Source organism: Dechloromonas sp. TW-R-39-2, assembly GCF_016864195.1.
GTDB lineage: Bacteria > Pseudomonadota > Gammaproteobacteria > Burkholderiales > Rhodocyclaceae > Azonexus.
Map to the genome: position 1 here is coordinate 1,223,256 of NZ_CP045202.1, position 24,295 is coordinate 1,247,550.

General features: G+C 59.1%; 23 protein-coding genes and 1 tRNA gene. 14 read left to right on the forward strand and 10 right to left on the reverse strand.

Annotated features, from left to right (window positions below; translation table 11 throughout):
- Window positions 1-48: 48 nt before the first annotated feature.
- From GBK02_RS05935 to cobA, 3 genes are all read right to left on the reverse strand, one after another.
- Window positions 49-133, reverse strand: a tRNA-Leu gene (locus GBK02_RS05935).
- A 25-nt stretch (window positions 134-158) separates the two neighbouring features.
- Complete coding sequence (locus GBK02_RS05940) at window positions 159-560, reverse strand: Rap1a/Tai family immunity protein (RefSeq protein ID WP_203468818.1); 402 nt, start codon at window positions 558-560, stop codon at window positions 159-161.
- Window positions 557-1,321 carry a uroporphyrinogen-III C-methyltransferase gene (gene cobA / locus GBK02_RS05945; protein WP_371810506.1) on the reverse strand — a complete coding sequence of 255 codons (765 nt, stop codon included), beginning with the start codon at window positions 1,319-1,321 and terminating at the stop codon, window positions 557-559. The genes GBK02_RS05940 and cobA overlap by 4 nt, the downstream gene beginning before the upstream one ends.
- A 258-nt stretch (window positions 1,322-1,579) precedes the next feature.
- On the opposite strand from cobA, the gene GBK02_RS05950 reads away from it, so the two are divergent.
- From GBK02_RS05950 to GBK02_RS05990, 9 genes are all read left to right on the forward strand, one after another.
- Complete coding sequence (locus tag GBK02_RS05950; RefSeq protein WP_203468820.1) at window positions 1,580-3,262, forward strand: cytochrome D1 domain-containing protein; 1,683 nt, start codon at window positions 1,580-1,582, stop codon at window positions 3,260-3,262.
- Between the two features lie 124 nt (window positions 3,263-3,386).
- Window positions 3,387-4,229 (forward strand): ethylbenzene dehydrogenase-related protein, encoded by an 843-nt coding sequence (locus GBK02_RS05955; RefSeq protein WP_203468821.1) that lies wholly within the window; start codon window positions 3,387-3,389, stop codon window positions 4,227-4,229.
- Window positions 4,230-4,291: 62 nt separating this feature from the next.
- Window positions 4,292-4,582: a plastocyanin/azurin family copper-binding protein gene (locus tag GBK02_RS05960; RefSeq protein ID WP_226408085.1), complete on the forward strand. Its 291-nt coding sequence runs from the start codon at window positions 4,292-4,294 to the stop codon at window positions 4,580-4,582.
- A complete protein-coding gene (locus GBK02_RS05965; RefSeq protein WP_305852116.1) occupies window positions 4,572-4,886 on the forward strand; it encodes a cytochrome c in 315 nt (104 codons plus the stop codon). Before GBK02_RS05960 ends, GBK02_RS05965 begins: the two co-directional genes overlap by 11 nt.
- Window positions 4,883-6,055 (forward strand): cytochrome D1 domain-containing protein, encoded by a 1,173-nt coding sequence (locus GBK02_RS05970; protein ID WP_371810507.1) that lies wholly within the window; start codon window positions 4,883-4,885, stop codon window positions 6,053-6,055. The genes GBK02_RS05965 and GBK02_RS05970 overlap by 4 nt, the downstream gene beginning before the upstream one ends.
- Entirely contained in the window at window positions 6,055-7,023 is a 969-nt protein-coding gene (locus GBK02_RS05975) for an Lrp/AsnC family transcriptional regulator (protein WP_203468824.1), read from the forward strand. The genes GBK02_RS05970 and GBK02_RS05975 overlap by 1 nt, the downstream gene beginning before the upstream one ends.
- On the forward strand, window positions 7,016-7,474 hold the full coding sequence (locus GBK02_RS05980; RefSeq protein ID WP_203468825.1) for an Lrp/AsnC family transcriptional regulator: 459 nt from the start codon (window positions 7,016-7,018) through the stop codon (window positions 7,472-7,474). The genes GBK02_RS05975 and GBK02_RS05980 overlap by 8 nt, the downstream gene beginning before the upstream one ends.
- Window positions 7,474-7,947: an AsnC family transcriptional regulator gene (locus tag GBK02_RS05985; protein WP_203468826.1), complete on the forward strand. Its 474-nt coding sequence runs from the start codon at window positions 7,474-7,476 to the stop codon at window positions 7,945-7,947. Before GBK02_RS05980 ends, GBK02_RS05985 begins: the two co-directional genes overlap by 1 nt.
- Before the next feature lie 107 nt (window positions 7,948-8,054).
- Window positions 8,055-8,480 (forward strand): bacteriohemerythrin, encoded by a 426-nt coding sequence (locus tag GBK02_RS05990; protein WP_203468827.1) that lies wholly within the window; start codon window positions 8,055-8,057, stop codon window positions 8,478-8,480.
- A 63-nt stretch (window positions 8,481-8,543) separates the two neighbouring features.
- Here GBK02_RS05990 and cphA (GBK02_RS05995) read toward each other — a convergent pair whose 3' ends face one another.
- The 5 genes from cphA (GBK02_RS05995) to GBK02_RS06015 all read right to left on the reverse strand — a co-directional run bounded on the left by cphA (GBK02_RS05995) (window position 8,544) and on the right by GBK02_RS06015 (window position 17,498).
- Window positions 8,544-11,117: a cyanophycin synthetase gene (cphA, locus tag GBK02_RS05995; RefSeq protein WP_203468828.1), complete on the reverse strand. Its 2,574-nt coding sequence runs from the start codon at window positions 11,115-11,117 to the stop codon at window positions 8,544-8,546.
- Between the two features lie 15 nt (window positions 11,118-11,132).
- Window positions 11,133-13,388: a cyanophycin synthetase gene (gene cphA / locus GBK02_RS06000; protein WP_203468829.1), complete on the reverse strand. Its 2,256-nt coding sequence runs from the start codon at window positions 13,386-13,388 to the stop codon at window positions 11,133-11,135.
- A gap of 139 nt (window positions 13,389-13,527) precedes the next feature.
- Entirely contained in the window at window positions 13,528-13,998 is a 471-nt protein-coding gene (locus GBK02_RS06005) for a DUF1854 domain-containing protein (RefSeq protein ID WP_203468830.1), read from the reverse strand.
- Between the two features lie 11 nt (window positions 13,999-14,009).
- Complete coding sequence (locus GBK02_RS06010) at window positions 14,010-16,304, reverse strand: ABC transporter ATP-binding protein (protein ID WP_203468831.1); 2,295 nt, start codon at window positions 16,302-16,304, stop codon at window positions 14,010-14,012.
- A gap of 69 nt (window positions 16,305-16,373) precedes the next feature.
- On the reverse strand, window positions 16,374-17,498 hold the full coding sequence (locus GBK02_RS06015; RefSeq protein ID WP_203468832.1) for a hybrid sensor histidine kinase/response regulator: 1,125 nt from the start codon (window positions 17,496-17,498) through the stop codon (window positions 16,374-16,376).
- A 154-nt stretch (window positions 17,499-17,652) separates the two neighbouring features.
- Between GBK02_RS06015 and nirJ the strand changes: the two genes are divergently transcribed.
- Window positions 17,653-18,792, forward strand: a complete 1,140-nt coding sequence (nirJ, locus tag GBK02_RS06020) for a heme d1 biosynthesis radical SAM protein NirJ (RefSeq protein WP_203468833.1) — start codon at window positions 17,653-17,655, stop codon at window positions 18,790-18,792.
- Between the two features lie 2 nt (window positions 18,793-18,794).
- Complete coding sequence (locus GBK02_RS06025) at window positions 18,795-20,423, forward strand: nitrite reductase (protein WP_203469314.1); 1,629 nt, start codon at window positions 18,795-18,797, stop codon at window positions 20,421-20,423.
- 97 nt (window positions 20,424-20,520) lie between these two features.
- On the opposite strand, the gene GBK02_RS06030 is transcribed toward GBK02_RS06025, so the two are convergent.
- Window positions 20,521-21,207 carry a 2-phosphosulfolactate phosphatase gene (locus GBK02_RS06030; protein WP_203468834.1) on the reverse strand — a complete coding sequence of 229 codons (687 nt, stop codon included), beginning with the start codon at window positions 21,205-21,207 and terminating at the stop codon, window positions 20,521-20,523.
- A gap of 52 nt (window positions 21,208-21,259) precedes the next feature.
- The gene (locus GBK02_RS06035) at window positions 21,260-21,466 is read right to left on the reverse strand and encodes a hypothetical protein (RefSeq protein ID WP_203468835.1); all 207 of its coding nucleotides are present in this window, start codon (window positions 21,464-21,466) and stop codon (window positions 21,260-21,262) included.
- Between the two features lie 228 nt (window positions 21,467-21,694).
- Here GBK02_RS06035 and GBK02_RS06040 point away from each other — a divergent pair, with 228 nt between their 5' ends.
- The 3 genes from GBK02_RS06040 (at window position 21,695) to GBK02_RS06050 (ending at window position 24,289) form a co-directional block, all read left to right on the forward strand.
- Entirely contained in the window at window positions 21,695-22,138 is a 444-nt protein-coding gene (locus tag GBK02_RS06040) for a four-helix bundle copper-binding protein (RefSeq protein WP_203468836.1), read from the forward strand.
- Between the two features lie 128 nt (window positions 22,139-22,266).
- Window positions 22,267-22,965 (forward strand): L,D-transpeptidase, encoded by a 699-nt coding sequence (locus tag GBK02_RS06045; RefSeq protein WP_203468837.1) that lies wholly within the window; start codon window positions 22,267-22,269, stop codon window positions 22,963-22,965.
- A 79-nt stretch (window positions 22,966-23,044) separates the two neighbouring features.
- Window positions 23,045-24,289: a nucleoside recognition domain-containing protein gene (locus tag GBK02_RS06050; RefSeq protein WP_203468838.1), complete on the forward strand. Its 1,245-nt coding sequence runs from the start codon at window positions 23,045-23,047 to the stop codon at window positions 24,287-24,289.
- The last annotated feature ends 6 nt before the right edge of the window (window positions 24,290-24,295 follow it).

Below are 24,295 nucleotides of genomic sequence, written 5' to 3' on the forward strand. Positions count from 1 at the left end.
TTTGAAAACAAAAAAGGCTTTCCGCAGGGAAAGCCGATTTGCTGTTACTGGTGCCCCGAGCCAGACTCGAACTGGCACACCTTTCGGCGGCGGATTTTGAATCCGCTGCGTCTACCGATTCCGCCATCGGGGCGAATGGAGGCCGGATTATCCACGAATCACTTCTTTCGTTCAAGTGTCTCCGTGCAAGGAAATGCATTTGACAGTGCAGCGGCGACGGTTGCTGCAGTGTTGGCACTGCTGTTCGGAGGCTGGCGGTCAAGTTGGGCTTGCACGGCACGAACCAGGCGAAAAGACATGTCGCCCTCGGCGGGCAGGCAGAAAGCGTTGAGTTTTACGCCCACCTTGTCGGAAAGATAGTCACCAACCGCATACCCGTCGGCGAATCCGGCGATATACGAAATACAGCGGGCACTTTTGACCGAGTCGTAAGGGTCGGTGTGTTTTTTCTGGGCAAAGAAGGCTTCTGCTGCCTGGCAGTCCTCACGCAACTCTTTGCCTGAATAGGCGTGGGCGGAGGAGGCAAGCAGAAGTGCAATCAGGCAGGCCAGGTGCTTCATGCTTTTTCGAACCAGCTCAGTTTTTCATGGAGTCCGACGACGGATCCAATGACAATCAGTGCCGGTGGCTTGATGCCGGATTCGGCAATACGCTGCGGCAATGTCCCCAGCGTTGCGAGCAGGGTTTTCTGGCTTGGCATCGTGCCGTTGCGGATGACGGCGGCCGGCGTCAGCGACGGGAGGCCGTGATTGATCATCTGGCGACAGATTTCATCGGCCGCACCTATGCCCATGTAGAAGACGACCGTGTGGTTCGGACGAGCCAGCGCAGGCCAGTCGAGGTTGACGGTTCCATCCTTCAGATGGCCGGTCACAAAGGTGACTGACTGGGCATGATCGCGGTGCGTCAACGGAAAGCCGGAATACGCTGCACAACCTGCGGCTGCCGTGACACCGGGTACGACTTCGAATGGAATGCCCGATGCAACCAGCGTTTCGAGTTCTTCGCCGCCGCGTCCGAAAATGAACGGGTCGCCGCCTTTGAGGCGGACGACGGAAAGTCCTTCCTGTGCCAGTTCGACCAGCAACTGATTGATCGAGTCTTGTGGCAAGGTGTGCTTGGAGGCTTCTTTGCCGGCATAGATCTGGCGCGCATCGCTGCGTGCGAGATCCATGATGCCGTCACCCACGAGGTGGTCGAAGACCAGGACATCTGCCAGGCCGATCAGGCGTGCAGCCTTGACGGTCAGGAGTTCCGGGTCACCCGGGCCGGCGCCGATCAGCCAGACTTTGCCGGCGGGGAGTGTGTTTTTTTTGTCCATGATCATTTTGTACCTTTGGGCGGCCATCCTAATGCGGGAAATGGGATGTGCCAATAGGGGCGGGGTTTACCGGTGGTCTTGTACCACCAAAGACGTATATTGATAGTTATATATGGCTAATTATATGTATGAATATAAACATTTTCTTCTGAGCAAAAAGATTGACTAGGATCAAGGATGGGAGGCGGCGTCAGGTTCAACCTAGCGCCCATCGCGTTGGGGAACGGACGCGTTTAATTTTTTTCTAGGAGAGAAAAGATGAAAAAAACTGTTGTGGGGATGCTTGCATTAACTGCTATGGCTGCGGCCATGGGCTCCGCTTTCGCTCAGGATGCCGCCAAGGGTCCGGAGATGACGGCTGCCGAGAAGGAAACGGCCAAGAAGATTTATTTTGAACGCTGTGCTGGTTGTCACGGTGTTCTGCGCAAGGGCGCAACCGGCAAGAATCTCGAGCCGCACTGGACGAAGAAGGACAAGGACGGCAACGTCACCGAAGGCGGCACGCTCAAGTTGGGCCAGCAGCGCCTCGAAAAGATCATCGGCTACGGTACCGATGGCGGCATGGTTAACTTTGACGACATCCTGACCAAGGAAGAAATCTCCCTGATGTCGAAGTACATCCAGAACACCCCGGATGTGCCGCCAGAGTACAGCTTCAAGGACACGATGGATTCCTGGAAGGTGATTGTTCCGGTCGACCAGCGTCCGACCAAGCAAATGAATAAGTACAACCTGAAGAACATGTTCTCGGTCACCTTGCGTGATACCGGCGAAGTTGCTCTGATCGACGGTGATACCAAGGAAATCCGTAGCATCGTCAAGACGGGTTATGCGGTTCACATTTCACGTATGTCCGCTTCTGGTCGTTACGTTTACGTGATCGGCCGCGACGGTCGTCTGTCGCTGATCGACCTGTGGATGGAACAGCCGTCTGTTGTGGCTGAAGTCAAGATCGGCTTCGATGCACGCTCGGTCGATACCTCCAAGTTCAAGGGCTTCGAAGACAAGTACGCCGTTGCCGGCTCCTACTGGCCGCCCCAGTACGTGATCATGGACGGCGACACGCTGAAGCCGCTCAAGGTTGTTTCGACCCGCGGCATGACCGTCGATGGCGAATACCATCCGGAACCGCGCGTTGCTTCCATCGTTGCGTCCTTCACCAAGCCGGAATGGGTTATCAACATCAAGGAAACCGGCCAGATCCTGTTGGTCGATTACTCCGACATCAAGAACCTGAAGACCACCACCATCGGTTCCGCCAAGTTCCTGCATGACGGCGGCTGGGATGCTTCCAAGCGTTACTTCCTGGTGGCGGCCAATGCCTCCAACAAGATTGCTGCGGTCGACACCAAGACCGGCAAGCTGGCTGCGCTGGTCGATGTCGCCAAGATCCCGCACCCGGGTCGCGGTGCCAACTTCGTGCATCCGAAGTTTGGTCCGGTCTGGGCAACGGGTCACCTCGGTGCCGATGTCGTGACGCTGATCTCGACGCCGTCCGACGACAAGAAGAACGCCAAGTTCAAGGGTTACAACTGGAAGGTTGTGCAGGAAGTCAAACACGTTCCGGGCAACCTGTTCGTCAAGACCCATCCGAAGTCCAAGAACCTGTGGGCCGATTCGCCGCAGAATCCGGACAAGGATCTGGCCGAGTCCGTTTCCGTTTGGGACATGTCCGATCTGTCCAAGCCGAAGGCTGTCCTGAACGTGGCCAAGGACTCCGGTCTGCCGGCTACCAAGGCAACCAAGCGCGCTGTGCATCCGGAGTACTCGGCTGACGGCAAGGAAGTCTGGATCTCCCTGTGGGGCGGCAAGACCGACCAGTCGGCTATCGTTGTCTATGATGACGCAACGCTGAAGCTGAAGAAGGTGATTACCGATCCGAAGATGATTACCCCGACCGGTAAGTTCAACGTCTTCAACACCCAGCACGACATCTATTAATCGTTTTTGATTATTTGATTCGTGACAAAGCTACGGGGGCGAAAGCCCCCGTAGCATATCCAGCGTCGCAATAATCAACCCAGTGGTCTGGTGATAACCGGGCATGATCAAGTGGAGATCCACAATGAAGAAAAATTTTGTTTCGCTCGCCGTCATGGGCGCATTTGTTGCCTTTGCTTCGCAGGCTGCTCTGGCTGCTCCTGATTGGAGCAAGGTGCCAAAGAAAGAAATCCATGTTTTCCATCCGGCAGCCAACCCGATCGAATGGGCAACCGGCAAGGGTGATCATAGTGGTGCAGCCGGTCTCAAGAAGGGCGAGGCTTGTGCCGGTTGCCACATTGAGGATGGCAAGCTCAGTCTTGATCTGAAGCGTCTGGCCAGCAAGGAAATGGAGCCCAAGGGCGCTCCGAAGACCATGACTTACCCGGTTGGCGTTCAGGCTGCATTTGATGCCAGCAATCTGTATGTTCGTCTGACATTCAAGGCGCCGGCCGGCGGTGCCGATCATGGCGACAAGGACAATGAAGTCAAGGCCAGCATCATGTTCCCGAATGACAAGGTGCCGATGGCCGATCAGGTCGGTTGCTGGGCAACCTGCCACAAGGATGCCAGAACCATGCCGGGTGCTTCTGATACCAAGACCAAGTACGCGACACCAGGCGCCATGGACCTGATGCAGTGGAAGAGTGGCGGTGGCGGCAAGGCGGTTGACGGCACGGTGACCGACAAGCGCAACATGGAAGGTGGCAAGGCTGGTGTGGTTGCAGAAGGCGCCAAGGCTGGCGATACCTACACCGTGACCTTTACCCGCAAGCTGGCTGGCGGCGTCAATCTGGCACCGGGTAAAGCCGTACCGTTCGGTATTGCCATTCACGCCGACAATGCCGCTGGTCGTTTCCACCACGTTTCCTTCGGCCACAGCCTCGGCCTTGGTACCGATGGTGATGTAAAGGCGGTCAAGCAGTAAGCATCATGCCTTCCGGAGTAGCAAGGACGACCGGACGGCTTTTTCTCGAACGAGCACCCGCAATGCTGGTGCTCGTTTGTTTTTCTGCCTTGGGGCAGACGACGTTTCAAGCGACAATGGAACATTACCGCTTTGATCCTGCCGAGTTGCACATCAAGGTTGGTGATACGGTGCGCTGGACCAATCATGAAAAACGGACCAGCCACTCCGTCCTTTTCCCCGCGGAAGGTGGTTTGGAGTCGGATCGCCTGTTTCCCGATGAAAGCTGGTCCCGGCAATTTACGCAGCCAGGCAGACATGAATATCGCTGTGGGCCGCATCCTGAAATGAAAGGTGTCGTCTTTGTCGAATAGGCTGATTTTTGCCCTTTGTTGTCTGTCGACCGCAGCACTGGCGGCGGAGCCCGATGCTGCGCGCCAGCGGGAGCTGGTCCATCTTGTCCGCCAGGATTGCGGCTCCTGTCACGGCATGACCCTGCAGGGCGGCTTGGGACCGGGGTTGTTGCCGGCCAATCTGCGTGACAAACCGGTGGAAGCGATGGTCGCAACGATTTACTACGGCCGGCCAGGTACGCCGATGCCGCCCTGGAAACAATTCATGTCGGAAGCGGAAGCCGGCTGGATTGTCGATCAACTGATGAGCGGATTTCCCCAATGAAAACCATGCGCCTGATTCTCGGCTGTCTTGCCGTGTTGTTGCTTAATGCCTGTGCCGGCCCTCAATTGCGCGGAACGGGCGATCTTGGTTTGATCATCGAACGGGCGACCGGTCATGTCACCCTGATCAATACCAGTTCCCGTGAGCCGTACGGGCGCATTGCCGGTTTGGGCGATCTGTCGCACGCTTCCGCCGTTTATTCGCGCGATGGTCGCTATGCCTTCATCTTTGGTCGTGATGGCGGTTTGACCAAGATCGATCTGCTGGAAGCGAAGATCGTCAAACGGATCATCCAGTCCGGTAACGCCATCGGCGGTTCGATCTCGCAGGATGGCCGGATTGTCGTAGCCCAGAATTATTCGCCAGGCGGCATCAAGGCGTTTGACGCCGCAACCCTCGAACTGCTTTCCGAAGTGCCCGCCGAATATGCGCCGGGGCAATTTTCGAAAGTCGTCGGGCTGGCTGATACGGCGGGCAACAAGTTTGCCTATGCGCTGTTTGATGCGGGTGAAATCTGGGTTTCCGATTTTTCCAATCCACGCCAGCCGGTAACGCAACGTTATCCTGCCGGCAAACAGCCTTACGATGGTCTGGTCACGCCGGACGGACGCTACTTCATGGCCGGCCTCTTCGGCGAGGACGGGATTGCCCTGCTGGATCTGTGGCAGCCGGAAAAGGGCGCCCGCAAGGTGCTGGAGAACTACGGTCGCGGTCAGGAAAAGCTGCCGGTGTTCAAGATGCCGCATCTGCGCGGCTGGTCCGTGGCTCAAGGCAAGGCCTATCTGCCGGCCATCGGGCGGCATGAAGTGCTGGTCGTCGATGTGGCCAGCTGGAAAGAGGTTGGGCGCATTCCGGTACGTGGCCAGCCGGTATTTGTCATGGCGCGTCCGGATGGTCGTCAGATCTGGGTCAATTTTGCCTTTCCCGATAATGGCAAGATTGACGTGATCGATACGCTTGCTGCCAAGGTGGTGCATGCTTTCGAGCCAGGGAAAGGCATTTTGCACATGGAATTTGCGCCGCGCGGCGAAAATGTCTGGTTGTCAGCCCGCGACGATAACAAAGTGCTGATTCACGACACGGCCAGTTTCCGCCGGATTGGTGAGGTGCCGGCCGAAAGCCCGTCAGGTATTTTCTTTACATCGCGTGCGACGCGTATTGGTTTTTGATGAACGAGACCTTTGAATTTCGTTTGCTGAACGAGTTTCAGCGCGACTTTCCGCTCTGCCCGGCGCCTTTTGCCGAATTGGCGGCCCGACTCGGGGTGGCGGAACGAGTCGTCCTCGGTGGCCTTGAGAAATTGCGCCGCGAGGGCAAGATTTCTCGTGTTGGCGCAGTCTTCGCACCGAAGCGGATCGGTGCCTCGACGCTGGCCGCCATGGCGGTTCCGGCTGAGCAGCTTGATGCGGTGGCTGCCGCGGTCAACCGCTTTCCGGAGGTGAATCACAATTACGAGCGTGAGCATCATTACAACCTGTGGTTTGTCGTCACCGCCGGTAGCGAAGGTCGCTTGCAGGCAACATTGGGCGCCATTGAACAGGCAGCCGGCTATCCCCTGATGCCTTTGCCGCTGGTCGAGGAGTTTCATATCGACCTGGGTTTTTCACTGAACGATAGTGCCCCCAAAAAAGCGGCGATTGCTCGTCCGGTGCGTCCTGCCGCGTTGATCGATGAAGCCGAGCGACGTCTGGTGGCGGTATTGCAGGAGGGACTGCCGCTGTTCATGCGTCCTTTTGCGATGATTGCCGAGCGTATCGGCGCTTCCGAATCGGATGTTCTCGGCCGTATCGGACGTTGGCTCGATGATGGTGCAATCAAGCGTTTCGGTGTGGTCGTCCGCCACCACGAGCTGGGTTTTCGGGCCAATGCCATGGTGGTTCATGACATTCCCGATGATCAGGTCAGCGAAATCGGCCGGGCGCTCGCCGAAGAGCCGGCGGTCACCTTGTGTTATCGGCGGCCGCGCCACTTGCCGGACTGGCCATACAACCTGTTCTGCATGATTCATGGCCGCGAACGGGCCGAGGTTGAAAATCTGATTGCCGATCTGCGTCAACGCCATGGGCTTGATGCCTGTGCGCATGAAACGCTCTTTTCGTTAACGCGTTTCAAACAGAACGGGGCACGTTATGCGTGAGCTTGATGCGGTCGACCGCCGGATTATCGACACAATGCAGGGTGACTTTCCGATTTGCGAGCGACCTTATGCGGTCGTCGCCGGGCAGCTCGGTATCGATGAAGATGAACTGATTGGCCGTCTTGACAGGCTGCTTGCCGACAAGGTGCTGACCCGCTTCGGACCAATGTTCCAGATCGAGCGAATGGGCGGGGCATTCGTCCTGGCGGCGCTGGCTGTTCCCGAGGCGCGCTACGAGGCAGTCACCGAACAGGTCAATGCCCTGCCGCAGGTCGCCCACAATTATCGGCGGGAGCATGCCTTGAATATGTGGTTTGTGCTGGCGACGGAAAGCCAGGCGGGGATTGCCGAGGCGATTGCGCGTATCGAGGCGGATACCGGCTTGCCGGTTTTTGCTTTTCCGAAGGAGCGTGAATACTTTGTTGAAATGAAACTGGAGGCCAGGTTGTGATGGATACCGTTGACCGCCAACTGATCCTGGCGACGCAAGGCGGTTTGCCGCTTGTCGCTCGTCCCTACGCCCAGCTTGCCGAACAGCTTGGCCTCAGTGAGGCCGATATCATGTTGCGCCTGCAAGGCTTGCTCGATCGTGGCCTGATCCGGCGTATTGGCGTTGTGCCAAACCATTACGCCATCGGCTGGACTGCAAACGGCATGACCGTCTGGAATGTGCCGGATGACAAGGTCGATGAGTTGGGGGGGCGCGTCGGTGCCTTGCCATTTGTGACGCATTGCTACCGTCGACCGCGCGCTTTGCCAGCCTGGCCCTACAATTTGTTCGCCATGGTGCACGGGAGTTCGCGCGAGGAATGCTCTGCCAAGGCTGATGATATTCGTCGTTTGCTGGGTGACGATTGCCTGGGGAATGACGTTCTTTATTCGACCCGAATTCTCAAGAAAACAGGGCTGCGAATTGGGGGGTAAGTCATTGCTCTCGAAATGCACCAATCTCAATATTTAACAAATATAATATAAGTGTTTAATATATAATATTTGTCTTTGCCATGAATGGTCGGTTTGCGGAGAGACGGATGAACAAAGCACTAAGTGAAGGGGCCAGAAATTTTGCGCTGGGCATTCATGAAATTGATGAAGAACACCAAGTGCTTTTTGATTGCCTGGATGCCATTGTTTATTCGCAGAACACCAGTTTCAGGGACTCTCAGGTATTCGAGTCGCTCGAACGTCTGACGGACTACTCAAGGACCCATTTCCGGGTTGAAGAGTGTTTGATGCGGATGTTCGATTACCCGGATCTTGAGGCACACCGCAACGAACACAGCTATTTCATCGACAGCCTTGGCCTGTTGCGCACCAAATTGCTTTCCGAAGATACCTCGCCGGCCTTGGCTACCTTTCTGACCGAATGGCTGCTTAAGCACATCAAGGAAGTCGACAGTAAATATGTCGATTTTTTCCGCCTGCAGCAAGGCCCGACCATTGCCTCGATAGCCTGAAAAACTGATCAAAACAAAAGGCCCGGTCTAAAAACCGGGCCTTTTGTTTGTTGCGTTGCGATCTCAGCTTGTTTCTGAAATGCGTTGTGCAATGTGTGCCAGGGCCTCTTCGACCTGATCGATCAGGATCAGGCAAAGATCACCCGGTTGCAAACGACCGAGAGCAGTATCAATGGCAATGAATTCGCCGGTGATGGCTTCGATCTGCTTGGTCCGGCTGGCATTGGCCAGGCCTTCGCGCAACAGGCCGATCACTTCGCCATCTTCACGGCCGCGCTGGCAGGCATCCTGGTAAAGAATCACGTCGTCGAAAGCTTCGCCGAGGATTTCGGTTTGCTGGCGAATATCTTCGTCCCGTCGGTCGCCTGCGCCGCTGATGACCACCGAGCGGCGTACGGCCGGCATGTTGTTGATGGCCCCAACCAGTGCCTGAATGGCGTCCGGGTTGTGACCATAGTCGGCAATCAGCGTGGCTCCCTTGTAGTCGAATACGTTGAAGCGACCAGGGGCAGTGGCGGCATCACTGACAAAGCTGGCGAGTGCCCGCTCGATGCTTTCCCAACTGTAACCGAGGGCCCAGCCGGTGGCTGTGGCGGCCATCGCGTTTTCGATCTGGAAGCCGATCGTGCCATTGCGGGTCAGCGGCACATTGGCCAGCGGAATGCGATGTTTTTTACGACCTTCGCTGCAGATGATCGCATCACGCTCGACATGAACGACGCGTTTTCCCTGGGCGCGGTGTGTGGCGAGGACCGGGTTGGCACGGTCGCGGGCAAAGAAAATGATGTTGCCGTGACAGTGATGAGCCATGGCTGCAACGACGGGATCGGCGGCATTGAGCACCGCCGTACCGCTCGGTGCGACGTTCTCGACGATGACGCGTTTGACGACGGCGAGCTCGTCGACCGTGGTAATGAAATTCAGGCCGAGATGGTCACCGATGCCGATATTGGTAATAACGGCGACGTCGCACATGTCGAAACCAAGACCTTCGCGCAGCACGCCGCCACGGGCGGTTTCGAAGACAGCGGCGTCGACGTCCGGGTGCATCAGTACATTGCGGGCGCTGCGCGGGCCGGAACAGTCGCCGCTGTCGATCCGGCGACCTTCGACATAAATGCCGTCGGTGCTGGTCATCCCGACACGCAGGTCATTGCTTTCGAAAATGCGGCCGATCAGGCGGCTGGTCGTCGTCTTGCCGTTGGTGCCGGCAATCGCGACTACCGGGATGCGGGCATTGTCGCCATCCGGGAACATCATGCCGACAATGGCCTCACCGACCGGTCGACCTTTGCCGAAGGATGGATCGAGGTGCATGCGCAGGCCGGGGGCGGCGTTGCATTCGACGATGCCGCCACCTTGTTCTTCGAGCGGCTTGTGCATCGTGTCGCAAACGACGTCGATGCCGCAGATGTCGAGGCCGACGGTCTGGGCGGCGGCGACGGCAGCGGCAGCCAGTTCGGGATGAACGTCATCGGTCACGTCGGTGGCGGTGCCACCGGTCGACAGGTTGGCATTGTTACGCAATACGACGCGGACGCCACGTGGCGGAATGGTTTCGGCGCTGTAACCCTGCTCTTCAAGGCGGGCGAGGGCGATTTCGTCAAAGCGGATCTTGGTCAGCGAGGTGGCGTGGCCATCCGAGCGGCGCGGATCGCTGTTGACGATATTGACCAGCTCGCGGACGGTATGCGTGCCATCGCCGATGACCAGCGGTGGATCGCGCCGGGCGGCGGCGATCAGCTTGTCGCCGATGACCAGCAGGCGCCAGTCGTGGCCGGAGAGGAATTTCTCGACCATGATGTCGTCGCGGAATTCGATGGCGACGCGATAGGCGCGGCGGACCTGCTCCTCGGTCGTCAGATTGACCGAAATGCCCTTGCCCTGGTTGCCGTCCTGCGGTTTGACGACGACCGGCAGGCCGATCTCCTGGGCGGCAACCCAGGCATCGTCTTCATCTTCGACCGGGCGACCGTGCGGTACGGCAACACCCGAGGCATGCAGCAGTTTCTTGGTCAGTTCCTTGTCCTGGGCAATCGATTCGCCGATCGCGCTGGTCAGGCTGGTTTCAGCCGCCTGGATGCGCTTTTGCTTGCTACCCCAGCCGAATTGAACCAGGCTGCCTTGCGTCAGGCGACGGAAGGGAATGCCGCGGGCGATGGCGGCCGAAACGATGGCGCCGGTCGAGGGGCCAAGGCGGATATCTTCATCGAGGTCACGCAGTTCCTTCAGCGTGGCATCCAGATCGAAAGGTGTGTCATCGAGAGCGGACTGGCAAAGTTGTTCGGCGCGCTCGAAAGCCAGGCGGCCGACATCTTCCTCGGTGTATTCGACAATGACCTGATAGACACCCTGGTCGACCGTTTGTGCCGTGCGGCTGAAAGTGACCGGACAGCCGGCTTGTGCTTGCAGGCCGAGCGCAGCGAATTCCAGCGCATGGGCCATCGATACGGTATCGAGATGGTCCGAAGGAATCAGGTCGCCGAGTTCCGGAAAGCGTTCGCGCAGGCGGGCTTCGAAATTGGGCAGGTTGGCGATGGCGCACTCGGCACCTTCGCAGGTGACGATGGCTTGAATGGCGGTATGCCGGCTCCACAAATTGGGGCCGCGCAGGGCGCGAATGCGGGAAACGTCCATGACGCTTGATCCTTGTTATTTTCGGCCGTTAGCCGGCTTTTTGGCAGGTTGCGATTTTTTGGCGCGCAGCAGGAGCAGGGCAGACGGATCGAGTTGTTCAAGCCCGAAAGTCTTGATCCCTGTTGTCAGCACTTCCTGACTCAACTCCATGGCCCAGCCACCGGCGACGCCGGCCAGCAGGTTGGCAACCTGCTTGGGGGCCTTGGCTTTGCCGATATACGGCGCATCGATCAGGCGGCAGAGTCGGATTTCATCGCTGCCGTTGCGCAATACAACACGATTTTCGACCACAGTGACGCCGCGCTTGCCGGCGGCAAGGTGTGCGACAAAGGTCGGATTGGCCGGGTCGACCGCGAAAAGGACAACTTCGCCGTCGCATAGATCGGCAAAATCGGCGACCAGTTCGTCTTCTGCGTTGAGCACGGCATGACCGCTGGGCAGGACGACATCGACCTGGGTACGGAAAATGGAGCGGTGGGTGGTGTAATACTCGCCGCCGGTCGGTTGGACATCCCAGCGCGACAGATCTTCGTCTTCCGGCACGATATTGGTGACGATACCGACCGAGCAACGGTCATAGGCCAGCCCTTCGCCCAGAATGACCGGTGCGCCGTTCTCGATCACCGCAGCCTGAACGGCGCGGTTGAGCAGCAGACGACGACCGCCTTCCCAGTTGGCGGCATTGGTTTTCTGGACCTGGCGGCGGCCGAGGTAAATGCCGTCCTTGCAGGCCAGACCGGCATGTTGGCCGGAGAGGTAGATCAGGTGCGCAACCAGCTTGGCGACGGCATTCTTGCCGTGGGTACCGGTGACGCCAACCAGGGGAATCCGGCCGGTGGCACTTTCGCCGAACAGGTTGTTGACGATGGCTTGGCCGACCGGACGGGGCTTGCCGATGCCGGGTTTGATGTGCATCAGCAGGCTGGGGCCGGCATTGACTTCGACAATCGCGCCGCCTTGTTCGCCGAGTGGCTTGGAAACGTCCTTGCAGACCAGATCGATACCGGCAATGTCGAGGCCGACAACGCGGGCAGCAAGTGCAACGACCTGGGCTGTTTCGGGATGAACGTCATCCGTGCAGTCGAAAGCGTGGTTGGCATTGCGCTGGATCAGCACTTCGCGGCCCTTGGCCGGGACGCTGTCGGCATCCAGGCCCTGGCGTTCGAGTTCGATCTTGGCGGCGGTGTCGATGCGGATGATCGAGAGCGGATGTAATTCGGTCGTACCACGCCGTGGGTCGATGTTGATCTGGCTGTCGATCAGGGACTGGACGGAGGATTTGCCGTCGCCGGTGATAGTGATCAGGTCGCTGCGGTTGGCGGCAACCAGTTTGCCGCCCACGACCAGCAGGCGGTGTTCGATGCCCTGGATCGAGCGTTCGACCAGAACGCCGGAGCCTTCTTCTACGGCAATGGCGTAGGCCTTGGCGACTTCTTCCTTGGTAGTCAGGTCGATGAACACGCCGCGGCCATGATTGCCGTCGGTCGGTTTGACGACGACCGGTACGCCGATGTCTTCGGCGGCATCCCAGGCATCGTCGGCGCTATCGACTTCGCGGCCTTCCGGCACCGGTACGCCGACCGAGGAAATCAGTTCCTTGGTCAGGTCCTTGTCACGGGAAATCGTTTCAGCAATGGCGCTGGTCTGGTCGGTTTCAGCCGTCCAGATGCGGCGGGCCGAAGCGCCGTAGCCGAGTTGGACGAGATTGCCGTCTTCGAGCAGGCGAATTGCCGGAATGCCGCGTGCTTCGCCGGCATTGACGATGGCTGCCGTCGATGGGCCGAGATATTTGCGGTCGACCCGGCGGCGCATGGTCGTGATCGCTTCGGCCATGTCGAAAGGCTTGTCTTCGACAGCGGCCATGATCAGGGCAATCCCGATGTCGAGCGCCGTGCGGGTGATGTCGTCCTGCCAGTTGCTGACGACCAGCTTGTAGACGCCCCGTGTTGTCGTTTCGCGAGTCCGTCCGAACCCGTCGGGCAGGCCGCCGAGCGTCATCAGTTCAAGGGCAACGTGTTCAAGTACGTGGCCGATCCAGGTGCCTTCATCGAGCCGGCGCAGGAAACCGCCGTGTTCGCCGTAGTTGCAGCGGTGCTCGACCAGCGAGGGTAACCAGGCTTTCAGGCGTTCGGTGAAGCCGGGCAGTTTGTTGCTCGGATAGTCTTCGAATTCGCCGATGTCGATCCAGGCTTCGAGGGCGGGCGGGTAGGTCCAGATGCTTGGGCCACGCAGGGAAATGATGTCCCGAATGATGATTTCTTTTTTGCTCATGCTTGTATCGCCCGGCTCCGTTCCACGGTTCAAAGTTTGTTATTGGGGCAGTTGTGAATTATTAACGCTTTCAGCGGAGGATGGATTACCGGCGACAAAAAAATGTCACACATTGCTACAACCCGTCACATCCGTTGGTTTAGAGAAAGCGGTCAAGCAGTTTGCGGCTATGGCGGTCAAGCTGGCTCATGTCGCGCACCAGAAACTGGATGCCGTGGGTATCGGCAATCAGCAGGCGGCTGGCGCTCAAGCGGCGGATGTCTTCTTCCCCCTTGAGGATCAACTCGGTGCTGCCGCGATCGGTGAGGACCTGCCAGGTGCTTGGGCAGGCGAAGCTGGAGACCTCGGTGATGCCCTTGATTTCAGGGACGAATTCGCGACTGGCCAGCTCTTCTTCGAGCAGCGTGCCGATCGGGGCGGGCAGGTCGGCCAGGTTTTCGATCCACGCGACTTCGTGGCCTTCGTAATTGACCAGCGACAAACCTTCGTCGGGGGCGGCGATCGGAAAGGCTCGCACGGGAGTGATGCCTTCATGGCGGTCACCGTTTTCGGCAATGAAAACCAGTTGACCGTAGGCATCGCGCAAAAGCTGAAAGGAGCAATTCGACATGGGGTTGTTTCTCAGACCGTGACGGTTTTCGGGAGGTCGGGGGTGCGCGGCAGTTCCGGCTCGGTGTCCACATTGCGCGCCTGAGCCTGATACAACTTGTAGTAATGCCCCTCAACGGCCATCAACTGGTCATGATTGCCGATTTCAACGATCTGGCCACGATCCATGACAACCAGCCGGTCGGCCTTGCGCAGCGTGCTCAGGCGGTGGGCGATGGCGATGGTGGTGCGGCCCTTGACCAGATTGTCGAGCGCCTTCTGGATTTCCTTCTCGGTTTCGGTGTCGACCGCGGAAGTCGCTTCATCGAGGATCAGGATACGCGGGTCGATCAACAGGGCGCGGGCGATGGAAATGCGCTGGCGCTCGCCGCCGGACAGGCCCTGGCCGCGTTCGCCAACCAACGAGTCGTAACCATGCGGCAGACGCAGGATGAACTCGTGCGCGTGTGCGGCACGGGCGGCGGCGATGATTTCCTGGCGCGTCGCGTTCGGCTTGCCGTAGGCGATGTTGTCGGCGATGGTGCCGAAGAAGAGGAAGGGTTCCTGCAAAACGAGGCCGATGTGCTGGCGGAATTCGGCGACCGGCACCGAGCGGACGTCGACGCCGTCGATCAGCACCTGACCTTCGGAAACGTCGTAGAAGCGGCAGATCAGATTGACCAGCGTCGACTTTCCTGAGCCGGAGTGGCCGACCAGACCGATCATTTCACCGGGCTGGATGACCAGATCGACGTCGCGGGTGACCGAGCGGGTGCCGTAGCGGAAGCTGGCTTTTTTCAACTCAAGCCGGCCGGTGACTTTGTCAAGATGAATCGGGTTGGTCGGTTCAGGCACACTGGAAACGTGATCGAGGATGTCGAAAATGCGCTTGGTGCTGGAGGCGGCACGTTGCGTGGCCGAGACGATGCGGCTCATCGAGTCGAGGCGGGTGTAGAAGCGGCCGATATAGGCGAGGAAGGCGGTGAGCACGCCGACCGAGCTGTCGCCCTTGGAAATTTGCCAGATGCCGAAAATCCACACGACGAGCAGGCCGATTTCGGTGAGCAGCGTCACGGTCGGGGTGAACAAGGACCAGGTCTTGTTCAGCTTGTCGTTCATCTGCAGGTTGTGCTCGTTGGCCGTGCGGAAACGCTCGCCTTCGCGCTTTTCCTGGGCAAAAGCCTTGACCACGCGGATGCCGGGGATGGTGTCGGCCAGCACGTTGGTCACTTCGGCCCAGACGCGGTCGATTTTCTCGAAGCCGGTACGCAGCTTTTCGCGGACGAAATGGATCAGCCAGCCGATGATCGGCAGCGGCAGCAGCGTGACCAGCGCCAGCCACGGGTTGATGCTGAACAGGATGACGGCGGTCATCGTGATCATCAGCACGTCGGTGGCGAAGTTCAGCAGGTCGAGCGACAGGAAGATATTGATCCGGTCGGTTTCGTTGCCGATGCGCGCCATCAAGTCGCCGGTCCGCTTGCCGCCGAAATATTCGAGCGACAGACCGAGCAGGTGGTCGTAGGTCTGCGTGCGCAGATCGCGGCCCATGCGTTCGGAAACAAGCGACAAAATATAGGTGCGAATCCAGCCGAGCACCCAGGCGAGCAGCGCGGCGCCGAACAGTCCGCCGAGGTACATCGAGACCAGCGGCCAGTCGATCGGCTTGCCGTTCTGGAACGGGATCAGCACGTTATCCATCAACGGCATGGTCAGGTAGGGCGGGACCAGCGTTGCTGCGGTCGACGCCAAAGTCAGGGCAAAACCGAGAATCAGCTGCCAGCGATACGGCCGGGCAAAGCGCCACAGACGGAACAGTGTCCAGGTCGATGGGGCGACGCTTGATTCGCGGTTGCATACCGGGCATTCCTCTTCGCCGGGTGGCAACTGCACCTTGCATTTCGGGCAACAATCCTCGGTAGACCGCAGTACCGGCTGACCCTTGGCAACGCTGTCGCGATGCAGGTTGAATTCATTGATGACGCGCAGTGCGGCGAGGTTCTTGGCCAGTGTGTAGCGCCAGGTAGCGAGTCGGCCATCGGTGTCGACCAGTTCAAGCGCCCCGACACCCGCGTGGTCGTGGTGATCCAGTGTCAGTCCCTCTCGCAACGGCCACTCTTCGGCACGGTCTTGGCCGGGCGCAAATGCCAGCAGGCGTCGGTTGCTTACAAGAACGAGGCCGGATGAAAACTGCAAACGACTGTCGAGGTCAATTTCAAGCCAGGCCTGGATCTTTTCGTCGCTTGCCAGTTTGGGCTCGACTTCGGCGGCCCAGCGACCGGGCAACGCCAGCTCGGTGCTGGCAAGGGTGTTTGCTTTTGGGGTCATCCGGCCAGTATACCGCAACGCATCGGGCGACTATTGAATCAGCGTGCGCCGCACCGTCTCCGGCCGGTGTCAGGCGAGCGCCAGGCGCAGCGTGAAACGGACGATGTCGGGGGCTATGTTCCGGATATCGAGCTGTACTCGTCCCAGCCGTGCGGCATGCGTCACCGTGGCCAACCCGATGCCCAGCCCTTGCTGCTCCTGCGTGTCGCGTTCGAACTGGACAAAGGCGCCGACGTTGCGGATCTTGTCGAGCGGGAAACGATGGCCGTGGTTGTCGATCGTCAGCAGGTAATCGTTGCCCTTCGGATGGCCGGTGACGGATACCGTCGAATGAGCTTCGGCAAATTTGATGGCATTGCTGCTCAACTCGCGAATCATCGTGCGCAAGAGGTCTTCACGGCATTTCAGGTTTGCTTGGGTGATATCGATGCAGGCATTTACCTGGCTGGTTGGCAATTGCTCGGCGAGCATCTCGTTGACCAGTTGCTCGACCCGCTCATGCGAAATTTCACAACTTGTACCGGGCGGGATCGGCGTGTTCTGCCCCTGATATTCCATCAAAGTCAGGAAGCGGGTGGTGTGGCTGAGCAACTTTTTTCCGGCGCGCTGGATGGTTTCGGCAAACTCACGCGTCTGCTTTGGCGTCAATCCGTTGTCGGCGATCATCGCCATCAGTTCGGCAAAACCGAGAATGGCATTGAGCGGTGTGCGAAACTCGTGCGGCAGAACACCCATCATGCCCTGGCTGTAGCTGGTCGCCAGGGCCTCGGTCGCCTGGCGCCAGTTGCGCTGTTTCTCGATGCGGCTTTGCACGGCGGACATGACCTCTTCCGGCGTGAACGGTTTGGTCAGATAGTCGTCGGCTCCCAGTTCCATTGCCCGGCGTGTGCTGGAGCGGTCGGAGACGCCGGTGATCATGATGAACGGCACCATGGTCAGTGCGCTATCCGACCTGACGCTGGACAGTAGATCGAAACCGTTGGCTTTCGGCATTTCCAGATCGCTGATGATCAAATCAGGCGATAGGTATTGCGCTTTTTGGTAGCCTTCAAGGCCGTCGCGCGCCATCTCGACAGCGCAGCCCATATGACGAAGAATGGCCGAAATCCCTTCGCGCATCGAGGCGGAGTCGTCGACAACCAGCACTCGGGCCAGCGGTGCGTCGCCGGATTGTTCTGAGCGGAGGGTTTCCATGATTTTGCCAGTGGGTTTGGTGTTGTCATTTTAGTTATATTTGTGATTTTTGCAATGTCCGGAGCGGGCATAAGGTCTTTCTCCGTTGATGCACGTCAAGGCTTGGCTTCCGGCCTTCGGGTGCAATAGCGCCAACACTTTTTGAAGGCATTTCATGTTCCGAATCTCCCAGTACATGCAGGAAATCGCTGAGCCAAGTCCGCTCGGTCCGAAGCGCAATCCGCCCGGCCCGGTGGTGATCTGGAACCTGATTCGCCGTTGCAATCTGACCTGCAAGCATTGCTATTCGATTTCGGCCGACACCAATTTCCCCGGTGAACTGACGACCGAGCAGGTTTATACGGTCATGGACGATCTCAAGGGCTTCAAGGTGCCGGTGCTCATTCTTTCCGGCGGGGAGCCGCTGCTGCGCCCGGATATCTACGACATCGCCAAGCGCGCCAAGGCCAAGGGGTTTTATGTCGGTCTGTCGTCGAATGGCACGCTGATCGATGAAAACAATATCGACCAGATTGCCGAGTGCGATTTCAACTACGTCGGCGTGTCGCTCGACGGCATCCGCGAGACGCACGATAAATTCCGCCGTATGGATGGCGCTTTCGAGGCCTCGCTGAAAGGCATCCGCCTGTGCCGCGATCTCGGCCTGAAAATCGGTGTCCGCTTCACCATGACGCAGGATAACGCCCATGATCTGCCCGGCCTGCTCAAGCTGGTTGAGGATGAAGGCATCGACCGCTTCTATTTCTCGCATTTGAACTATGCCGGACGCGGCAACAAGAATCGCAAGGACGACGCCCAGCACAAGCTGACGCGCTGGGCGATGGACCTGCTCTTTGATACCTGCTGGGAATACAAGCAGCGCGGGCTGGAGAAGGAATTCACCACCGGCAACAACGATGCCGACGGCGTGTATTTCCTGCATTGGGTGCGTCGCCGTTTTCCGGACAAGGCGGCCCACGTCGAGGCCAAGCTCCGCCAGTGGGGCGGTAATTCATCGGGCGTCAATGTCGCCAACATCGACAACCTGGGCAACGTGCATCCGGACACCATGTGGTGGCACCACAAGCTGGGCAATGTGAAGGATCGGCCGTTTTCGGACATCTGGCCGGATACGTCGGACGAACTGATGGCCGGCCTCAAGCAGCACCCGCGGGCCGTCAAGGGGCGTTGCGGCGAATGTGCCTACCTGGATATCTGCAACGGCAACACCCGTGTGCGCGCCCAGCAGATGACCGGCGATGCCTGGGCGGAAGATCCGGGTTGTTATCTGGTCGATGAGGAAATCGGGTTATGAACATGCAACAAGACGATCAACCAAGCGCGGTGCCCGGTGCTTTGGGTTGGAAAATCCTGATCCCGGCCGGTTTCGCGGCGTATTTTCTGCTGGGCATGGCGCAGATGGCAGAAGCGGCAGATGCGCCGGCTGCCTACAAGGAGCATTGCGCGGCTTGTCATGGAGAAGCGCGGCTCGGCGGTGTCGGCCCGGCCCTGATTCCGGAAAACCTGGCGCGCCTGCGCAAAGGCGAGGCGGAAAAGGTGATCAAGGAAGGGCGGGCTGCCACCCAGATGCCGTCCTTTGGGGAGAAGCTTGCGCCGGCCGAAGTCAAGGCGCTGGTTGAGTACGCCTACACGCCGATCATGCCGATGCCGGTGTGGGATGAAGCGGCGATCAAGGCTTCGCGTATCGTCAATCATGTGCCAGGCAGTTTGCCGGATAAGCCGCAGTTCAAGGCCGATCCGATGAACCTGTTCGTCGTGGTTGAAAGCGGCGACCACCATGTGTCGATTCTCGACGGCGACAAGCTGGAACCGATCCATCGCTTCCAGTCGCGCTTCGCCCTGCACGGCGGGCCGAAATTCACGCCGGATGGGCGTTACGTATTTTTTGCCTCGCGTGATGGCTGGATCACCAAGTTTGACCTGTGGAACCTGAAAGTGATCGCCGAAGTGCGGGCCGGGATCAATACGCGCAACGCCGCGGTTTCCGGCGATGGCAAATGGGTGGCGGTGGCTAATTACCTGCCGCACAGCCTGGTCATCCTCGATGCCGATCTCAATCTGAAAAAGATCCTGCCGGTCGCCGACAAGGATGGCAAGACGACTTCGCGCGTTTCGGCCGTCTATGACGCCAGCCCGCGCCAGAGTTTCGTGGCTGCATTGAAGGACGTGAAAGAAGTCTGGGAAGTCTCGTACAACCCGAAGGCCGACGACATCCCGGCCGGCATGATTCACGATTTCAAATACAAGGAAGGCGCGTTTGTTTCCGGCTTCCTCAATCCGCAGCGCAGCCAGCTTGACGACTACCTCGATGATTTCTATTTCACGCAGGGTTACGACGAGGTCATGGGGGCTTCGCGCAACGATGCCAAGGCGGCCGTGACGGGGCAGGTGGTCAATCTCGATGCGCGCAAGAAAATTGCCGATCTGGAGTTGCCCGGCATGCCGCATCTTGGTTCCGGCATTAGCTGGACGTGGAAGGATGATAGCGGACAGGACAGGACCGTGATGGCGACGCCGAACCTGAACGAAGGGCTGATCAGCATCATCGACATGAAAACGTGGAAGACGATCAAGCAGATCAAGACCCGCGGCCCCGGTTTCTTCATGCGTAGCCACGAAAACAGCCGCTATGCATGGACCGATTCGATGATGAGCAAGGAGTTCAAGGACACCATGCAGATCATCGACAAGGAGAAGCTGGAAATCGTCGCCGAACTCAAGCCGGCGCCGGGCAAGACCTTCGCCCACGTCGAGTTCACCAAGGATGGTAAATATGTGCTGGCCAGCCTGTGGGAAATGGACGGCGCGCTGATCATTTACGACGCGGTGACGCTCAAGGAAGTGAAGCGCCTGCCGATGAAGAAACCGGTCGGCAAATACAATATCTGGAACAAGATCACGAAGTCGGAAGGGACCAGCCACTAGGTGCCAGGTACTCCGAACGCTGGTGCCGGCCATCGTTTCGGGCTGAAATGAGCGGTCGACCGCGGCATGCCCGCCCGGTCGCCACGCCGGCCCGGTTTCAGCGGATCATCAGTTGCGTGCCGTCGTGGCTGACCGGCATGGCAAAGTTGAAACGATCCGGCTCGGCACAGAGATCGAGATCGGCCAGCGGCAAGTTCGGCCAGGTGCCGGCACTGAAACGCCGGCCGAAATCGGAATGCCTGACGCGTTCGGAAAATACTTGCGCGCTGGGTTGTTCCTCACGCAGCAGGGCTTCGATGTAGTCGGCGCACGCGATGTCTTCATCGCCGTCGCGGTCTACCCACTCGCCGGTAATGACAAAGCAGATTTCGCTGGCCCCCGAGCGGCGAATGGCTTCTGCCGTGGCGCGGGCGCAGACCAGGCTGGCAGCGTAAAGCTGGCGTGCATGATGGAAACGCTGCAAACCACGGACGCCTGCCGCCGTCGTCATGACGACGGGTTTGCCGGATAGCTCGGCATTGATCAGTTGCGAAGGGGAGTTGCCGTAATTGAAACCGGGAACCGGATCGCCGCCGCCGATGGCGCCGATTGATACGGCGCCGGGCAATCTGGCGTGCAGCGCAACTGCCGAGGCAATCGCCTCGACCGGGTAAATCGCCGATGCTCCCTTGGACAGGGCGACGGCTGCTGTCGTGAACGAGCGCAGCACGTCGATGACTACGACGGTGTCCTGTGGATCAGGCTGGTTGTGCAGTCGATTCAGGAAGATGCGCGAGAATTTCATGGCCGGCGCCAGCGGGAGGCCTGGCCGGCCTCGTTGTCATGTATTTTGGGGATTAGCGCCCGAGATGATGCAATACGGTGTGCAGGCGTTCAGCTGCGTACGCTGCTTCCGGGTCGTTTTCGGTTTGTTTCAGGATTTCAGCCCAATTGATGTAACGATCAAGCCGGACCAGTGCGTTGGCGCTGATCGTATCCATATCGATACTGAGCGCCACTTTGTCGCCATGGGCATTGATCTTGTACTCGAACGATCCTTGCATGTTTCATTCTCCAGGTTGTGAGGCATTGACAGCCCCAGTGTATAGGGCGGGCGCGGCAATGGGAATGCCGATCCGCTTGCGGCAAGGATAACAAGGCCATGGGGCCGGCGATTTGCGCTAGCGCAAACTGAAAATACAAAGCCTGAAATACAATCGACCACCCAATGAACAGTTTTTCGCGAGCCGCTTGTCCGGCTCCCAATGGCTTATTCAGGAAAGGAAATAACGATGCAACGACGCGATGTACTGAAAACAGTGGCCGCAGCGATGGCCGGTGCCTTGTCGGGGACGGCGATGGCGGCAGGGCAGCATGACCACCACGATCACGGCAACATGGCCAAACGCAATGCAGGTCTGATCGCAGCCAGCGCAGATTGCCTCAAAACCGGTGAGGCCTGTCTGGCCCACTGTATTTATTTGCTGGGGACGGGCGACAAGGAAATGGCGGCCTGCGCACAGTCGGTCAACGAACTGCTTGCCTCCTGCACGGCGCTGATGAAGCTGGCCGGCCAGGATTCCCGTTATGTGCCGGCGTTTGCCAAGCTGGCCGCTGAAGTGTGTGCGACCTGTGAGAAAGAGTGTCGCAAGCACGCCGATCACCACGCTGAATGCAAAGCCTGCGCCGACTCCTGCGCGGCCTGCGTCAAGGAATGCAAGAAGGCTGCGGCCTGAGTCTGCCGCAGGTGCGATAACGCCCCGGCCCGAATCCGGGGCGTTGCATTTTGGGCCGTTTGCTGCGGTCGACCGCAGCAACAAGCCTGAATCCGTATGGCCTGCCTGAAACTTTTCGATGATCCCCGATGATCCCGATTCCCGCTGATTGCCGCCAAATTCTGCTCTGCCTGGCCCCGACCTGGGATGCCCAGGACGGGCGTTTGCAGTGTTTCGAGCGTTTGCCGGGCGGTGCATGGAAACCTGAAGGCGAAGCCCTGCCTGTGACTTTGGGGCGTAACGGTCTGGCCTGGGGGCGTGGCCGGCATCCAGCAATGAGCGGCCTGGCCAAGCAGGAAGGTGATGGACGTGCGCCGGCCGGCGTGTTTTCGATCAGCGCAGTCTTCGGTTATGCGCCCGCCGCCTGCGTGAACGGCCTGCCTTATCTGTCGGCCCACCCTGGGCTGAGGTGTGTCGATGATCCCGCCTCGGCACACTACAACTGCCTGGTCGATCAAGCGTCCTGTGCGGTGGACTGGACGTCGAGCGAGGCGATGTTGCGCAGCGATGCCCGTTACGAGTTGGGCGCCGTGGTGGCCCACAATGCCGATGCACCGAAGGCCGGCTGCGGCTCGTGTATTTTTCTGCATGTCTGGGAAGCCCCGGGCGTGCCGACGGCGGGTTGTACCGCCATGGCGCTGGCCGATATGCGCCGCATCGTTGCTTGGCTGGAGGGTGCGGCAGCGCCTGTTTTGCTTCAATTGCCGAGCCAGGCGTATGCCTCGTTGCGGGCGGACTGGGCCTTGCCGCTGTGGGGTGGGCCGGAACTGGTCGGCCTGCAGCCATGATCGGACGGCATGGACTGACGGCGACAGTCGCCGGTGACTGGGCTAGACTGGCGCACCTTCAACCTGCCCGCCTTTTCCCGTGCTGAATCGAATCTGGGTCGCTTTCATCCTTGTCGGCTTTGCGGCTGCCGTGCTGCAGTTGCTGCAGGGCGATCTGGCGGTGTTTTCGCGCGTGCTGAACGGTTTGTTCGATACCGCAAAAACCGGTTTCGATATTTCGCTCGGCCTGGTCGGTGTCATGAGCTTGTGGCTGGGGGTCATGAAAATCGGCGAGAAAGGCGGGTTGATCCAGCTTTTCGGGCGTGCGCTGGGGCCGTTCTTTCGCCGCGTCTTTCCTGATATTCCAGCCGGTCATCCGGCCAGCGGCAGTATCGTGATGAATGTCAGCGCCAACATGCTGGGGCTGGATAATGCAGCGACGCCGCTCGGTCTGAAGGCGATGCGTGAGCTGCAGGAAATCAATCCGCAGAAGGATACGGCGAGCAACCCGATGATCATGTTCCTGGTGCTCAATACGGCGGGCATCACGCTGATTCCGACCTCGGTGATCGCCATCCGCCAGAGCATTGCGCTGCAGCAGGGGCTGGTCGGTTTCAATGCGGCCGATATTTTCCTGCCGACGCTGCTCGGGACCTTCGTCTCCTTTTGCGCCGGGCTGATCGCGGTCGCCGTCTGGCAGCGTATCAACCTGTTCTGCAAGCCGGTGCTGGCGTTTTTCGCTGGTTTTGCCACGCTGATGGCCGGTTTGTATTTCTGGCTGGCCGGCATGCCGGCGGAGCAGATGGCGCAAATGATCGGCTTGCTCGGCAGCGGGCTGATCGTGTCGATCATTGTCCTGTTTGTCGCCGTTGCCGCCTGGCGCGGCATCGATGTGTACGAAAGTTTCGTCGAAGGGGCCAAGGAAGGCTTCGGTGTTGCCGTGCAGATCATTCCTTACCTGATCGCCATGCTTGTCGCCATCTCGGTGTTTCGCACCACCGGCTGCATGGATTACCTGATCGGCGGAATTCGCAGCCTGGTGCTGGCGCTCGGCATGAACGACGACTTCGTGCCGGCCCTGCCGGTCGGTCTGATGAAGACACTTTCTGGCAGCGGAGCGCGCGGCCTGATGGTCGATGTGATGACCACCTACGGTGTCGATTCCTTCCAGGGCAAGCTGGCGGCGATCATCCAGGGCTCGACCGAAACGACGTTCTATGTGCTGGCGGTCTATTTTGGCAGCGTCGGTATCACCAAGACGCGCTATGCGCTGGCCGGCGGACTGATTGCCGATGCGGTCGGGCTGGTCGGGGCGATCCTGATCGGCTATGCCTTTTATCACTGAGAATGC